This is a genomic window from Streptomyces sp. CAI-85 (assembly GCF_013363615.1).
GTDB lineage: Bacteria > Actinomycetota > Actinomycetes > Streptomycetales > Streptomycetaceae > Streptomyces > Streptomyces antibioticus_B.
This window is the reverse complement of sequence record NZ_JAANNX010000005.1, coordinates 229,347-243,382: the sequence shown is the minus strand read 5'-3', so window position 1 is coordinate 243,382 and position 14,036 is coordinate 229,347. Positions and strand designations below refer to the sequence as shown.

At 71.7% G+C, this 14,036-nt stretch carries 14 protein-coding genes and 1 tRNA gene; 11 read left to right on the top strand and 4 right to left on the bottom strand.

Going from position 1 to position 14,036, the window contains the following annotated elements; all coding sequences use genetic code 11:
- Window positions 1-95: 95 nt before the first annotated feature.
- Together G6W55_RS10030 and rdgB are read left to right on the top strand one after the other, a co-directional pair.
- Window positions 96-509, top strand: coding sequence for a hypothetical protein (locus G6W55_RS10030; protein ID WP_175520439.1), 414 nt, complete (start codon window positions 96-98; stop codon window positions 507-509).
- Between the two features lie 75 nt (window positions 510-584).
- Window positions 585-1,187, top strand: coding sequence for an RdgB/HAM1 family non-canonical purine NTP pyrophosphatase (gene rdgB, locus G6W55_RS10025; RefSeq protein WP_175520438.1), 603 nt, complete (start codon window positions 585-587; stop codon window positions 1,185-1,187).
- Between the two features lie 50 nt (window positions 1,188-1,237).
- On the opposite strand, the gene G6W55_RS10020 is transcribed toward rdgB, so the two are convergent.
- Window positions 1,238-1,322 (bottom strand) — tRNA-Leu (locus G6W55_RS10020).
- A gap of 194 nt (window positions 1,323-1,516) precedes the next feature.
- On the bottom strand, window positions 1,517-1,984 hold the full coding sequence (gene bcp, locus G6W55_RS10015) for a thioredoxin-dependent thiol peroxidase (protein WP_175520437.1): 468 nt from the start codon (window positions 1,982-1,984) through the stop codon (window positions 1,517-1,519).
- A 112-nt stretch (window positions 1,985-2,096) separates the two neighbouring features.
- Between bcp and G6W55_RS10010 the strand changes: the two genes are divergently transcribed.
- The 3 genes from G6W55_RS10010 to sugE all read left to right on the top strand — a co-directional run bounded on the left by G6W55_RS10010 (window position 2,097) and on the right by sugE (window position 3,351).
- A complete protein-coding gene (locus G6W55_RS10010; RefSeq protein ID WP_175520436.1) occupies window positions 2,097-2,426 on the top strand; it encodes a DUF3618 domain-containing protein in 330 nt (109 codons plus the stop codon).
- Window positions 2,427-2,532: 106 nt separating this feature from the next.
- Window positions 2,533-2,835 (top strand): co-chaperone GroES, encoded by a 303-nt coding sequence (locus G6W55_RS10005; RefSeq protein ID WP_179123375.1) that lies wholly within the window; start codon window positions 2,533-2,535, stop codon window positions 2,833-2,835.
- 195 nt (window positions 2,836-3,030) lie between these two features.
- A complete protein-coding gene (sugE, locus tag G6W55_RS10000; protein WP_030780191.1) occupies window positions 3,031-3,351 on the top strand; it encodes a quaternary ammonium compound efflux SMR transporter SugE in 321 nt (106 codons plus the stop codon).
- Between the two features lie 17 nt (window positions 3,352-3,368).
- Here sugE and G6W55_RS09995 read toward each other — a convergent pair whose 3' ends face one another.
- Complete coding sequence (locus G6W55_RS09995) at window positions 3,369-5,759, bottom strand: transglycosylase domain-containing protein (RefSeq protein WP_175520435.1); 2,391 nt, start codon at window positions 5,757-5,759, stop codon at window positions 3,369-3,371.
- A gap of 276 nt (window positions 5,760-6,035) precedes the next feature.
- Between G6W55_RS09995 and G6W55_RS09990 the strand changes: the two genes are divergently transcribed.
- The 4 genes from G6W55_RS09990 to G6W55_RS09975 all read left to right on the top strand — a co-directional run bounded on the left by G6W55_RS09990 (window position 6,036) and on the right by G6W55_RS09975 (window position 9,510).
- On the top strand, window positions 6,036-6,836 hold the full coding sequence (locus G6W55_RS09990; RefSeq protein WP_175520434.1) for an ABC-2 family transporter protein: 801 nt from the start codon (window positions 6,036-6,038) through the stop codon (window positions 6,834-6,836).
- Window positions 6,837-6,903: 67 nt separating this feature from the next.
- Window positions 6,904-7,668, top strand: coding sequence for an ABC transporter permease (locus G6W55_RS09985; RefSeq protein ID WP_175520512.1), 765 nt, complete (start codon window positions 6,904-6,906; stop codon window positions 7,666-7,668).
- Between the two features lie 12 nt (window positions 7,669-7,680).
- Window positions 7,681-8,703 (top strand): ATP-binding cassette domain-containing protein, encoded by a 1,023-nt coding sequence (locus G6W55_RS09980; RefSeq protein ID WP_244368460.1) that lies wholly within the window; start codon window positions 7,681-7,683, stop codon window positions 8,701-8,703.
- 9 nt (window positions 8,704-8,712) lie between these two features.
- A complete protein-coding gene (locus G6W55_RS09975; RefSeq protein WP_175520433.1) occupies window positions 8,713-9,510 on the top strand; it encodes a DUF1707 domain-containing protein in 798 nt (265 codons plus the stop codon).
- A 17-nt stretch (window positions 9,511-9,527) separates the two neighbouring features.
- Here the strand turns inward: G6W55_RS09975 and G6W55_RS09970 are convergent, their stop codons facing one another.
- Window positions 9,528-10,853, bottom strand: coding sequence for an SGNH/GDSL hydrolase family protein (locus tag G6W55_RS09970; protein WP_175520432.1), 1,326 nt, complete (start codon window positions 10,851-10,853; stop codon window positions 9,528-9,530).
- A gap of 236 nt (window positions 10,854-11,089) precedes the next feature.
- Between G6W55_RS09970 and G6W55_RS09965 the strand changes: the two genes are divergently transcribed.
- Together G6W55_RS09965 and G6W55_RS09960 are read left to right on the top strand one after the other, a co-directional pair.
- Window positions 11,090-12,406 (top strand): DUF445 domain-containing protein, encoded by a 1,317-nt coding sequence (locus G6W55_RS09965; RefSeq protein ID WP_175520431.1) that lies wholly within the window; start codon window positions 11,090-11,092, stop codon window positions 12,404-12,406.
- A 109-nt stretch (window positions 12,407-12,515) separates the two neighbouring features.
- Complete coding sequence (locus tag G6W55_RS09960) at window positions 12,516-14,036, top strand: MFS transporter (protein ID WP_175520430.1); 1,521 nt, start codon at window positions 12,516-12,518, stop codon at window positions 14,034-14,036.

Below are 14,036 nucleotides of genomic sequence, written 5' to 3'. Positions count from 1 at the left end.
AACCCCGGCGCGCGCCCCGGCGTCTTGGCCAGTACGCAGGGCAGCACGCCGACGGGGGGCCTCCCTGGGGGCCTGACAGAGGGAGGAACACAGCCATGGCCAAGTTCGGGAGCCGGGTCCGACGCCGGGGCGGCCGTACCGCCGCGGTCGCCGCCACGGCCGTCGCGCTCACGCTGGGGCTCACGGTGACCGGCTGCGACGCCGTCAGCAAGGCGCTGGACTGCGTCCAGACCGCGGACGCGATCGCCGACAGCGTCACCGACCTCCAACAGGCCGTCGAGAACGCCTCGAACGACCCGACCCAGCTCGAGGAGTCCCTCAACTCCATCGACCAGAACCTCGACGAGATAGGCGACAAGACCGACAACGCCGACGTCAACAAGGCGGTCGAGAACCTCGGGGACGCCGTCGCGAACGTCCGCACGGCCGTGCAGAACGGCGACAACACCCCCGACCTCAGCCCGATCACGGACGCGGCGGGCGAACTGACGAAGGTCTGCACGCCGTAACGGACACGGGCCGCCGGGGCGCGGGGGCCGGGGTGCGGGGGCCGGGGCACGGGACCGGGCGGGATACTGAACCCCATGACCCGCCTGATCCTCGCCACCCGCAACGCCGGAAAGATCACCGAACTCAGGTCGATCCTCGCCGACGCAGGTCTGCCCCACGACCTCGTCGGCGCGGACGCCTACCCCGAGATCCCCGACGTCAAGGAAACCGGCGTCACCTTCGCCGAGAACGCGCTCCTCAAGGCCCACGCCCTCGCCCGCGCCACCGGCCTGCCGGCCGTCGCCGACGACTCCGGCCTGTGCGTGGACGTCCTGGGCGGCGCCCCCGGCATCTTCTCCGCCCGCTGGTCCGGCACCCACGGCGACGACCGGGCCAACCTCGACCTGCTCCTCGCCCAACTCTCCGACATCGCCGAGGAACACCGCGCCGCCCACTTCGCCTGCGCGGCCGCCCTCGCCCTCCCGGACGGCACGGAACGCGTCGTGGAGGGCCGCCTCCGCGGCACCCTCCGCCACACCCCCACGGGCACCAACGGCTTCGGCTACGACCCGATCCTCCAGCCCGACGGCGAAACCCGCACCTGCGCCGAACTGACCCCCACAGAAAAAAACACCATCAGCCACCGAGGCAAGGCCTTCCGCGGCCTGGTCCCGGTGATCCGGGAGCTGTTGAGCTGAGCCGACACGGGGAAGGGCCGCCCCGAGGGGCGGCCCTTCTGTGTCGTGCGTGCGGCCGGTGGGACTCGAACCCACACGGGTGTTAACCCACTGGGACCTAAACCCAGCATGACTGCCAAATTCCATCACGGCCGCTCAAAAACGGTCATCGCGCTCGACCGGCGGCCCTCAGTGTACGGGCCCGTCGCCTCACCGGGCGAGTGGAACTCTTCACTTCATGTGACACCACGTCTGCGCCGGCGCCTGCCAGTTGGGGCACTCCGGGAACGGGAGCGGCCCGCGTCGGTGTGTGCCGGGCGCGGGCCGTTCTCTGGGGGGAAAGGGGGCGGTCAGATGGAGAGGTCCTTGATGAGCTTGGCCACGTGGCCGGTTGCTCGGACGTTGTAGAGGGCGTGTTCGACCTTGCCCTCCTCGTCGACGACGATCGTGGAGCGGATGACGCCCTGGTAGGTCTTGCCGTAGTTCTTCTTCTCGCCGAACGCGGCGTACGCGTCGAGGACGGTCTTGTCGGGGTCGGCGAGGAGGGTGACGCGCAGGGACTCCTTCTCGCGGAACTTGGCCAGCTTCTCGGGGGCGTCGGGCGAGATGCCGATGACGTCGTACCCGGCGCCGGCCAGGAGGTCGAGGTTGTCGGTGAAGTCGCAGGCCTGCTTGGTGCAGCCCGGGGTGAGGGCCGCGGGGTAGAAGTAGACGATGACCTTGCGGCCCTTGTGGTCCGACAGGGACACCTCGTTGCCGTCGGCGTCGGGGAGGGTGAAGGCGGGGGCCACGTCCCCGGGCTGGAGTCGCTCGCTCATCGCTCCAGCGTAACCGGGGGTCCTGACAGTGCGATCGCGGGCAGAGCTGACAGACTGTCCGGGACAGACAACCGACAGCAGACAAGCACCGGCTCACTTCGGAGGCCCCACCGTGGCGGACACGTCGGACACCAGAACCCCGGCGCAGATCGAGGCGGACATCAGGGCCCGCCGGACGGCCCTGGCCGAGACGCTGGACGAGATCGGGGTGCGGGTGCACCCGAAGACCATCGTCGGGGACGCCAAGGCCAAGGTCGTCGCCAACGTCGACCACACCCTCGGCCGCGCCTATGTGCAGGTCAACCGTGCCGTCACCGACGTACGGTCGAAGTTCGTGGACGAGGACGGCGCGCCCCGGCTGGAGCGGATCGTGCCGGTCGCGCTCGCCGTCGTCGGCGTCGTGGGGCTGCTCGCGCTGAGCGGCCGGCGCCGCAGGTCCTGAGCGTCGGCCCGGCGCGTCCGTGGACGGCGAAGGCAGGTAGGTTCGAGGCGTGAGCGGTAAGAGAAGCGAGCAGAGCGGTCCCCAGCACGACAAGCTGCCCATCCGGATGCTGCACGACCGGGTGCTGGTGCGGCAGGACGCCAGTGAGGGCGAGCGGCGTTCCGGCGGCGGCATCCTGATCCCGGCGACGGCGGCCGTGGGCCGTCGGCTGGCCTGGGCGGAGGTCGTCGCGGTCGGGCAGAACGTGCGGACCGTCGAGCCGGGCGACCGGGTGCTGTACGACCCGGAGGACCGGGCCGAGGTGGAGGTGCGGGGCGTGGCCTACGTGCTGATGCGGGAGCGCGATCTGCACGCGGTGGCCGCGGACCGCTTCGAGGGCTCGGAGGACACCACCGGGCTGTATCTGTAGGACCTGCGAGAACCTGTGGATCGACGGTTCTGATCGTCCGTAGAGGCTGGTGACCATGGTCACCAGCCTCTACGGCTTTTCTTTGCTAGGTTGAAAGCGGAGCCAGCCCGACGAGACGCGCCGTACCGGGTAGCCGAGCGACACGACAGACGCAAAGACGACGCACCCCGTTCCGAACCGTCCCGGAGGTGCCCCATGGCCTGGGTTCTGCTCGTCGTCGCCGGTCTGCTGGAGGTCGGCTGGTCCGTCGGTATGAAGTACACCGACGGCTTCACCCGGCTCGTGCCCAGCCTGTTCACCGGTGCCGGCATCGTCGCGAGCATGCTGCTGCTGTCGTACGCGACGCGCTCGCTGCCCATCGGCACGGCCTACGGCGTGTGGGTGGGGATCGGGGCGGCCGGGGCGGCGGTGGTCGGGATGGTGGTGCTGGGTGAGCCGGCCACCGCCGCGCGGATCTTCTTCGTGGCCCTGCTGCTGGTCGCCGTGATCGGGCTCAAGGCGACCGGCGGCCACTGAGCGGCCCCGGCCCGGCCTCATTCCTCCCGTACGGCGCTCAGCGGTCCCGTCCCCAGCGTCGTCGCCCCGTTGCCGCCGGGGCCGCCGGACGTGCCCTCGATCGTGGTGCCGCCGTCGGTGGTGGAGCCGGGGCCGCCGGTGGTGCCGCCGTCGGCCGCCGTACCGCCGTCGGCGGTGGAGCCGTCGGTGGCGCCCGTGGTGGTGCCCGCGCTGGCGGTGGGCGTGCCGCCGTCCGTGGCGCCGCCGGTCTGGCCCTGGGTCTGTCCCTGCGTCTGGCCGTCGGTGGTCTGCCCCTGGTCGGTCTGGCCGCCCGTGGTGGCGTCGGCGTCCGGGCTCTGGCTGGGCGACTGCGAGGCCGGGGGCGCGGACGGGTAGGCGGACTCCTCGGCGCCGTCCTGGAGCTGGAGGCTGAAGTCGGTGGCGGGCGTGCCCTTGAGGGCGTCCTTGGTGAACTGGGCCCAGATCTCGGTGGGCGCGCCGCCGCCGTTGATCCGGGGCAGGCCCATGGCGCCGTAGAGGGACTTGTGGGCGGCGGTCTCGGGGTCCTGGCCCATGACGGCGACGACGGTGGCGAGGTCGGGGGTGTAGCCGGCGAACCAGGCGGCCTGGTCCTCCTCGGCGGTGCCGGTCTTGCCGGCGGCCGGGCGTCCGGCGGCCTGGGCGGCGGTCGCCGTGCCGTTCTGGACGACGCTGCGCAGGACGGCGGTGGTGGTGTCGGCGGCCTCGCGGCTGATGACCTGGGAGGACTTCGGCGAGGGCAGGTCGACGACCGAGTCGCCGTCCTTGGTGACCTTCTTGACCAGCGTGTACGTGCCGTGCTTGCCGTGGTTGGCGAGGGTGGCGTACGCCTCGGCCATGTCGAGGACGCTGGCGGTGGCCGTGCCCAGGGCGATGGAGGGGTACGGCTGGAGGTCGGGGGTGTCGGCGGGCAGGCCCAGGGCGACGGCGGTCTTCCTGACCTTCTCGGGGCCGACGTCGACGGCCATCTGCGCGTACACCGAGTTGACGGACTTGTCGGTGGCGGTGCGCACGGAGATGTCGCCGTAGTTGACGTCGTCCTCGTTGGCGGGGGAGTAGGCGCCGCCCGGCCAGCCCTGGACGGGGCGCTTGTTGGTGCCGTCGTAGATCGTGTTGGGGGTGATGGGGCGGCCGTCCTGGGTCTCCGAGCCGTGCTCGACGGCGGAGGTGAGGACGAACGGCTTGAAGGTGGAGCCGACCTGGAAGTCCCGGCGGGTGGCGTTGTTCGTGTACTGCTTGATGTAGTCGATGCCGCCGTAGAGCGCGAGGACCTCGCCGTTCTTGGGGTCGACGGCGGCGCCGCCCGCGCGCACGTACGTGTCGACCTTGCGGTTCTTCTTGTCGAGCTTGCTCATCAGCTTGTCGTCGACGGCCTTGACGAACGCCTTCTGCTTCTTGCGCTCCAGCGTGGTGGTGATGCGGTAGCCGCCGGCCTCCAACTGCTCGGAGGTGACGATCTTGTTGGTCTTGAGATAGTCCTTGATCGCGGTGACGAGGTAGCCGCGCTGGCCGGACATGCCGGTGTCGGCGCCCGAAGTCTCCTTGGGCGTGGGGAACTTCATGCCCGCGCGCTCGGAGGCGGTCAGCCAGCCCTTGGTGACCATGCCGTCCAGGACGTAGTTCCAACGGGCTTCCGCGGCACGCCTGTTCTCGGGGTGGGCGGTCACGTCGTACTCGCTGGGCGCGTTGACGAGCGCGGCGAGATAGGCGCCCTGGGCGGGGGTGAGCGCGAGCGCGTCGACGCCGTAGTACGCCTTGGCGGCGGCCTGGATGCCGTAGGCGTTGCGGCCGAAGTAGCTGGTGTTGAGGTAGCCCTCCAGGATGTCGGCCTTGGACTTCTCGCGGTCCAGCTTGATCGCGATGAAGAACTCCTTCACCTTGCGGGTGACGGTCTGCTCCTGCGCGAGGTAGTAGTTCTTGACGTACTGCTGGGTGATCGTCGAGCCGGACTGCTTGCCCTTGCCGAGGGCGGTGTTCCAGCCGGCGCGCAGCATGGCCTTGGGGTCGATCGCGGACTCGGTGTAGAAGTCGCGGTCCTCGGCGGCGAGGATGGCGTGCTGGGCGTCCTTGGAGATCTGCGAGAGGCCGACGGACTCGCGGTTGATCTGGCCGTCGCGGGCGATCTCGGTGCCGTCGGCGTACAGATAGACGTTGGACTGCTTGGTGGCGATCGCGTTGGCCGGCGGGATCTTGACCATGGAGTAGCCGAGGAAGAACAGGCCGGCGAGGAGCAGGCAGCCCAGGACGAAGGTGCTCAGCACCATGCGCCAGGTGGGGATCAGCCGCCGCCATCCGGTGCGCCTGACCCGCTTCGGCTTCGTGCCCGCGGCCTCGGGCGCACCCGGTGCCGATCCCTCGGTCGGCTGCTGCGGCTGTGGCTCGTCGCTCATGTGCTGCTCGGACTCCCGTTTCGCGTTGTGCGTCCCGTACGTCTCGTACGGTGCGGTACGTCTCGTACGCGTTCTGCGCCCCCTGTTGAAGACTCTCGCACCAAGCGTTCCGTTCCCGGCGAGCGGCACGCGTTGCGGGGAAAACGCGTGGCAGGCCGCCGCGGTCGCGCATTAGGCTCCTGCGCTTCGGTGTCTTTCGGGTCTTCGGTGGGGTGCGTGTCTTTCCGCGCACGCGCTGTCGCAGAGGGAGACCAGCGGGCGAGGAGGAAGGTTGCGGTGGGTTCGGCGCGGTTGTACACGGCCGTCGCGGCGGGGGGTTTCAGACGGTACGCGACATATCGGGCGGCCACGGCCGCGGGGGTGTTCACCAACACCGTCTTCGGGCTGATCCTCGTCTACACGTACATCGCGCTGTGGGACGAGCGCCCTCACCTGGGCGGCTACGACCAGGCGCAGGCGGTGACGTTCGTCTGGCTGGGGCAGGCGCTGTACGCGACGCTGGCGATCCAGGGCGGCGGTTTCGAGGCCGAACTCATGGAGCGGATCCGCACCGGCGAGGTGGCGACCGATCTGTACCGGCCGGCCGATCTCCAAGTGTGGTGGCTGGCCGCCGACTTGGGGCGTTCGCTCTTCCAGCTCATCGGGCGGGGGGTGATCCCGTTCACGTTCGGGGTGCTGTTCTTCCCGACGGCGCTGCCGGACGATCCGGTGCGCTGGCTGCTGTTCCTGGTCGCCGTGGTGCTGGCGATGGTGGTGAGCTTCGCGATCCGCTTCCTGGTGGCGCTGAGCGCGTTCTGGCTGCTGGACGGCACGGGCGCCTCGCAGGTGCTGATGGTCACGGGCATGTTCTGCGGCGGGATGGCGCTGCCGCTGAACGCGTTCCCGGGGGCGCTCGGGGAGGTCGTACGGCTGCTGCCGTGGGCGGCGCTGCTCCAGATGCCGGCGGATCTGCTGATGGGGGAGGCGGACTGGGCGTCCGTGCTCGCCTTCCAGGCCGGGTGGGCGGTGGCGCTGCTCGCGGTGGGCCGGCTGGTGCAGTCGGCGGCGACCCGGCGGGTGGTGGTCCAGGGTGGCTGAGAACGGGGTGCGGGAGAACGGGGTGCGGGCGCTTGAGGGGGTGCGCGCCTACGGGCTGATCGCCGGCATGTGGATCCGCTCCACGCTGGCCTACCGGGTGTCGTTCGCGCTGACGGCGCTGGGCGGACTGGTCGTGACCGGGCTGGACTTCGTCGCGATCCTGCTGATGTTCGCGCAGGTGGACGTGCTCGGCGGGTACACGCTGCCCGAAGTGGCGTTCCTGTACGGGCTGTCGGCGACCTCCTTCGGGATCGCGGACCTGCTGATCGGCTCGGCCGAGCGGCTGGGCCGGCGGGTGCGGGACGGCTCGCTGGACACCCTCCTGGTGCGTCCCGCGCCGGTGCTGGCGCAGGCCGCCGCCGACCGGTTCGCGCTGCGCCGGCTCGGCCGGGTCACCCAGGGCGCGCTGGTGCTGGGGTACGCGCTGCTCGCCCTCGACGTCGACTGGACGCCGGCCAAGGTGCTGCTGCTGCCGCTGACGCTGGTCAGCGGGGCGGCGATCTTCGGCGCGGTGTTCGTGGCGGGCGCCGCGTTCCAGTTCGTGGCGCAGGACGCCTCGGAGGCGCAGGCCGCGTTCACCTACGGCGGTCAGACGCTGCTCCAGTACCCGCCGACGGTGTTCGGCAAGGAGTTGGTGCGCGGGGTGACGTTCATCGTGCCGCTGGCCTTCGTGAACTGGGTGCCGGCGGCCCATGTGCTGGGCCGCCCCTACCCGTTGGGGCTGCCGCAGTGGACGGCGTTCGCGCCCCCGCTGGTCGCGGCGGGCTGCTGCGCGCTGGCCGGGCTGGCGTGGCGGGCGGGGCTCAGGTCGTACCGAAGCACAGGGAGCTGAAGGGAGTTTGGCATGCCGGAACGTGGCTTCATCGAGGTGGACCGGGTCGAGAAGGTCTTCGACGTGCGCCGCAGGACCGGATTCCTGCGCCGGGAGGTGCGCCGGGTACGGGCCGTCGACTCGATCTCCTTCACCGTGGCGCGCGGCGAGATGGTCGGCTACATCGGCCCGAACGGCGCCGGGAAGTCGACCACGGTCAAGATGCTGACCGGGATCCTCACCCCGAGCGGCGGCCGGCTGCGGGTGGCGGGCATCGACCCGTCGCGCGAACGGACCCGGCTGGCCCACCGGATCGGGGTGGTGTTCGGGCAGCGCACGACCCTGTGGTGGGACCTGCCGCTGATCGACTCGTACCGGCTGATGCACCGCATGTACCGCATCCCCGACGCCCGTTACCGCGAGAACCTCGACCGGCTCGTCGAACTCCTCGACCTGGGCGCCCTGTTGGACGTACCGGTGCGGCAGCTCTCGCTCGGGCAGCGGATGCGCGGCGACATCGTCGCGGCCCTGCTGCACGACCCGGAGGTCCTCTACCTGGACGAGCCGACGATCGGCCTCGACACGGTCTCCAAGGCACGGGTGCGGGAGTTCCTGCGGGAGTTGAACGCCGAGCGCGGCACCACGGTGCTGCTCACCACCCATGACCTCCAGGACATCGAGCAGCTCTGCTCCCGGGTCATGGTCATCGACCACGGCCGGATGGTCTACGACGGCGCGCTCACCGGGCTGCACGAGGTGGGCGGCGCCGAACGGACCCTGGTGGTGGACCTGGAGCGGGAGCTGCCGCCGATCGACGCGGGCCCGGCGGCCCGGGTGGTGAAGGTGGACGGGCCCCGGCAGTGGCTGGCGTTCCCGGCGTCGGAGTCGGCGGCCCCGCTGGTCGCCCGGATCGCCGCCGACTACCCGCTGCTGGACCTCTCCGTCCGCGAGCCCGACATCGAGGCCGTGATCGCACGGGTGCTGTCGGTGACCGGCGGGGCGCCCGAACCTCCGGCGGAGCGGCAGACCGTAGTGCCCGGCGCTCCCAGCTCGTAGGCTGCTTCCATGAGCGACGACGCACGTGCGGACCTCCGCGCCTCCGACGCCGACCGTGAGCGGGTCGCCGACATCCTGCGCGACGCCCTCGCCGAGGGCCGGCTCGACATGTCCGAGTTCGAGGAGCGTCTGGAGCAGACGTACCAGGCGCGCACCTACGGGGAGTTGACCCCGATCACCCGCGATCTGCCGGCCCCCGGGGTGACCCCGCCGCCGGTGGTCTCGCTGTACAAGGACGCGGCCGTGGACGGCGGCCGGGACGGCGACTGGAGCGGCCGGATCGTGGGCGGCGAGGGCTCCTCGACCTGGGCCGTCGCCGTCATGTCGGGCTTCCAGCGCCGGGGCCGCTGGACGGTGCCCCGGCGGTTCAACTGCTTCGCCTTCTGGGGCGGCGGTGAACTCGACCTGCGCGAGGCGAACTTCGCCGACGGCGAGGTCGTCATCAACTGCGTCGCCATCATGGGCGGGATGCAGATCGTGGTGCCGCCGGGCGTGGAGGTCGTCGTCCGCGGCATCGGGGTCATGGGCGGCTTCGACCAGCGGGAGGCCGGGATCCCGGGCGACCCGGGCGCGCCGCGCGTGGTGGTCACCGGGTTCGCCTTCTGGGGCGGGGTCGGTGTCGAGCGCAAGCTGACGAAGGCGGCGCGACGGCAGGCCAAGCTGGACCGCAAGGCGGCGCTGCGCGAGCTGCACGCCGACTTCCGCGACGACGTCCAGCAGGCCCACCGCCGGATGCTGGAGGGCCACAAGGACCTGCTGCGCGGCCGGCGTGAGGAACGGCGGCACGAGCCGCGCTACGAGGACTGACCGGGTCCCTGACGCTGTCAGAGCGCGGCCGTCGTCGAGCCCTTCAGCTTCGTGAGGTCGATCGCCTCGGCCAGCCTGCGGTAGCCCAGGTCGCTGGGGTGGAGACGGTCGCCGGAGTCGTACTCCGGGCGCAGGCTGCGCGGGTCGTAGGGGTCGCGGAGCGCCTTGTCGAAGTCGACGACGGCGTCGAACACCCCGCCGTCCCGGATCGCCGCGTTGACCCGCTGCCGCACGGCCTCGCGGGCGCCGCTGTAGCCGCGGTGGCCGCCGAACGGGGTGAGCGTGGTGCCGATCACCCGGACGCCGCGCGCGTGGGCCCGCTCGACCAGGGCGCGCAGGCCGGTCACGATCGCGTCGGGGTCGGCGAGCCGCTGGTTGCGCAGGATGTCGTTGACGCCGAGGTCGATCACGACGACCTTGACGTTGGTCCGGCCAAGGACGTCCCGGTCGAGCCGGGAGAGCCCGCTGGGGCCGCCGCGTTCCCGGCCGTCGGCGAGGACCTGGTTGCCGCTGATGCCCTCGTTGGCGACGCCGTAGCGGGGCACGTCCGCGCCGGTGGCGGCGGCCGCGCGCAGCCGTTCGGCGAGGATGTCGGGCCAGCGGCGGTCGGCGCCCTCGGTGGCGGTGATCCCGTCGGTGATGGAGTCGCCGAGGGCGACCAGGGTGCCGTCGGCCTCGGGCCCGAGCACGTCCAGCGCGGTCAGATACCGCCAGTGCGTGCCGGCCGCGGTGAACGCGGCGCCCGTCGTGTCCTCGGTGTGCTCGCCGTCGGCGGTGTAGCCGGTCTGCCGGGCGTGCCGGTGGAAGGTGACCGGTCCGGCCGAGGTGGGCGTGTAGACGCTGACCAGGACGTCGGAGTCGGCCGGCAGCGCCACGGCGACGGTGTCGCTGACGGTCTGCCCGCCCGGCGCCACGACGACCGTGCCGGCCCCGCCGAAGGTGAGCCGGCGCAGGGTGCCGGCGGCCGCCGCCGGGCTGTCGTCGGCGGCCGCGACGGCGAGCGTGGCGTGGGTGACGGTCAGCGGGCGGGTGCCGTACAGGTTGGACAGGGTGACCCGGGCGCCGGTGCCGCCGACGCTGGTGTGCACGAGGTTGCGGACGGTGCGGCCGGCCGTGCCGAGGGTCCCGGTGCCGGGTTCGGCGCCGTCCGGGGCGGCGGCCCAGGTGGTGGCCCAGACGCCGGTGGAGGCGGGCTGGGCCGGGTTGTGCGGGGCGGGGGGCGCGGCGAAGGTGTCCGGGCGGGCCGTCCCCGCGTCCGCGGCGGCGTAGATCCCGGCGGACACGGCCACGATCACGGCGACGAGCGCGGACAGCAGGGCATAACCACCGCGATGCCTGGTCATGCGGGTGCGGGTCTCCTCGGTGAGGGGAGCGGTGGGCTCCGGGAACAGATCAGGAGTTCGCCGTTGAGCCCCCGTCTGACAGACGTCGGGAACTCCTGATTCGTTCCAGGAGTCGCTCAAGTGGGGACCTCATGGAGTACCTCACGGGGTACCCCAAGTGGGGACAATGGCCGCGGACCGCCCGCGGGCACCGGAACGTGTGGCGTCGAACGGGTGGAGTCGAACGGGTGGAACCGATGGAACGCACGCAAGCGCAGGCCGAACCCGCCGTGGCGGGGGCGCCCCGCACCATGAACGTCTTCAGCGCCGCCGACGAGGAGAAACGCCGCGGCGTACGGCGTATGAAGATCACCGCGACCGGCCTGCTGCTGTTCGTGGCGCTCGTCTACGCCCTCGCCGAATGGGCCTCCCACCAGGGCGCGGGCCCCTGGGCGGGCTATGTGGCGGCGGCCGCCGAGGCCGGCATGGTCGGCGCGCTCGCCGACTGGTTCGCGGTCACGGCCCTGTTCCGCCACCCGCTGGGCCTGCCCATCCCGCACACCGCGATCATCCCGAACAAGAAGGACCAGCTCGGCGTCTCGCTCGGCGAGTTCGTCGGCGAGAACTTCCTCTCCCGGGACGTCGTACGGCAGCGGCTGCGCACCGTCGGCATCGGCAGCCGGCTCGGCGGCTGGCTGGCGGAGCCCGAGCACGCCGACCGGGTGACGGCCGAGCTGGCGACCGCCCTGCGCGGCGCCCTGGCCGTGCTGCGCGACACCGACGTCCAGGCGGTCGTCGGCGAGGCGATCACCCGCCGGGCGGACGCCCAGGAGATCGCGCCCGGCCTCGGCAAGCTGCTGGAACGGATCGTCGCCGACGGCGGTCACCGCAGGGCCGTCGACCTGGTGGTGTCCCGGGCGCACGACTGGCTGGTGTTCCACGGCGACTCCGTGATGGACGCCGTACAGGGCGGCGCGCCCGGCTGGACGCCGAGGTTCGTGGACAAGCGGGTCGGGGAGCGCGTCTACAAGGAGCTGCTGCGGTTCAGCGCGGAGATGCGGGACATGCCCTCGCACCCGGCGCGCGCCGCCCTGGACCGCTTCCTCACCGACTTCGCCTCCGACCTCCAGTCCGACACCGAGACACGGGCGCGGGTGGAGCGGCTCAAGGGCGAGGTGCTGGGCCGCGGCGAGGTGCAGGACCTGATCGCCTCCGTCTGGACCGCCGTACGCTCCATGATCGTGGCCGCCGCGGAGGACGAGCGCAGCGAGCTGCGGCTGCGGGTACGGGCCTCGCTGCTCTCCCTGGGGGCACGGATGGCGACCGAACCCAAGGTGCAGGAGAAGGTCGACCGCTGGGTGGAGGGCGCGGCGGTGCACGTCGTGACGACGTACCGCAAGGAGATCACCTCCCTGATCACCGACACGGTGGCCGGCTGGGACGCCGAGCACACCACCCGCAAGATCGAGGCGCACATCGGCCGCGACCTCCAGTTCATCCGGATCAACGGCACGGTGGTCGGTTCGCTGGCGGGGCTGCTGATCTATACGGTGGCGCGGGCGCTGGGGGCGTGAACGTGTGAAGGGCGATGGTGTCGGGGGCGTCGGGGGGGCTCGGGGGGCGTGATCGGTCCGGTCCGGGGAACCTGGTCTGCGTTCCGCTCTCGACGAGGAGGGGCGCCCCATGACCACCGCCCGGGCCGGGACCGGCCGCACCGTCACCACCGACATTCCCGCGCGGCTGGACCGGCTGCCGTGGTCGCGCTGGCACTGGACCATCGTCATCGGCCTGGGCACCGTATGGATCCTGGACGGCCTGGAGGTCACGGTCGTCGGCAACATCGCCGGCCGGCTCTCCGAGCCCGGCAGCGGTCTGCCGATCACCTCCGGCCAGGTCACCGGTATCGCCGCCGCCCTCTATGTGGCCGGTGCCTGTATCGGCGCCCTGTTCTGGGGGCGGCTGACCGACCGCTGGGGCCGCAAGAGGCTGTTCATGATCACCCTCGCGGTGTACCTGGGCGCCACCGCGCTGACCGCGATCTCCTTCGACACCTGGTGGTTCCTGCTCTTCCGCTTCCTCACCGGCTTCGGCATCGGCGGCGAGTACGCGGCGATCAACTCCGCGATCGACGAGCTGATCCCGGCCCAGTACCGCGGCCGCGTCGACCTCATGATCAACGGCAGCTTCTGGCTGGGCGCGGTGGCCGGCTCCCTGCTCTCGGTCGTCGCGCTGAACACCGACCTCTTCGCGGCGGACGTCGGCTGGCGGCTGACCTTCGCGCTCGGCGCCGTCCTCGCGCTGGTGATCCTCCTCGTACGGCGGCACGTCCCGGAGAGCCCGCGCTGGCTGCTGATCCACGGGCGGGACCGGGAGGCGGAAGACATCGTCGCCTCGATCGAGGAACGCGTCACGGCCGAGCGCGGCGAGCCCCTGCCGCGCGCCGAGGGCGAGCTGGTGATCCACCAGCGGGAGAGCACGACGTTCGCCGAGATCGCGCGGACCGTGTTCGGCACGTACCGCAGGCGGGCGGTGCTCGGCTTCTCCCTCTTCATCGGCCAGGCGTTCCTCTACAACGCGATCACCTTCGGCTTCGGCGCGATCCTGACCACGTTCTTCGACGTCCCGAGCGGCAACACCGGCTACTACTTCGCCGTCATCGCGATCGGCAACTTCTGCGGCCCGCTGCTGCTGGGCAAGCTGTTCGACACGCTGGGCCGCCGCGTGATGATCTCCTCGACGTACCTCCTGTCCGGCGTGCTGCTCTTCCTCACGGCCTGGCTCTTCGACCAGGGCGCGCTGAGCGCGAGCACCATGACGGCCTGCTGGTGCGCGGTGCTGTTCTTCGCCTCGGCCGGCGCCTCCAGCGCGTACCTCACGGTCTCCGAGATCTTCCCGATGGAGACCAGGGCCATGTCCATCGCCTTCTTCTACGCCCTCGGCACCGCCGCCGGCGGCATCAGCGGCCCGCTGCTCTTCGCCGACCTCACCGGCACGGGCAAGGTCGGCGACACGGTCCTCGCCTTCCAGATCGGCGCGACGCTGATGTGCGCGGCGGGTCTGGTGGCGGCGTTCCTGGCGGTCAAGGCGGAGCGGCGGTCGCTGGAGGACGTGGCGCGTCCGCTGTCGGCGGCGCCGGCGCCGGCTGCGGCTTCGACTGCGACTGCGGCTTCGGCCTCGGCTTCGGCGGAGGGGGGCCGGGCCTGA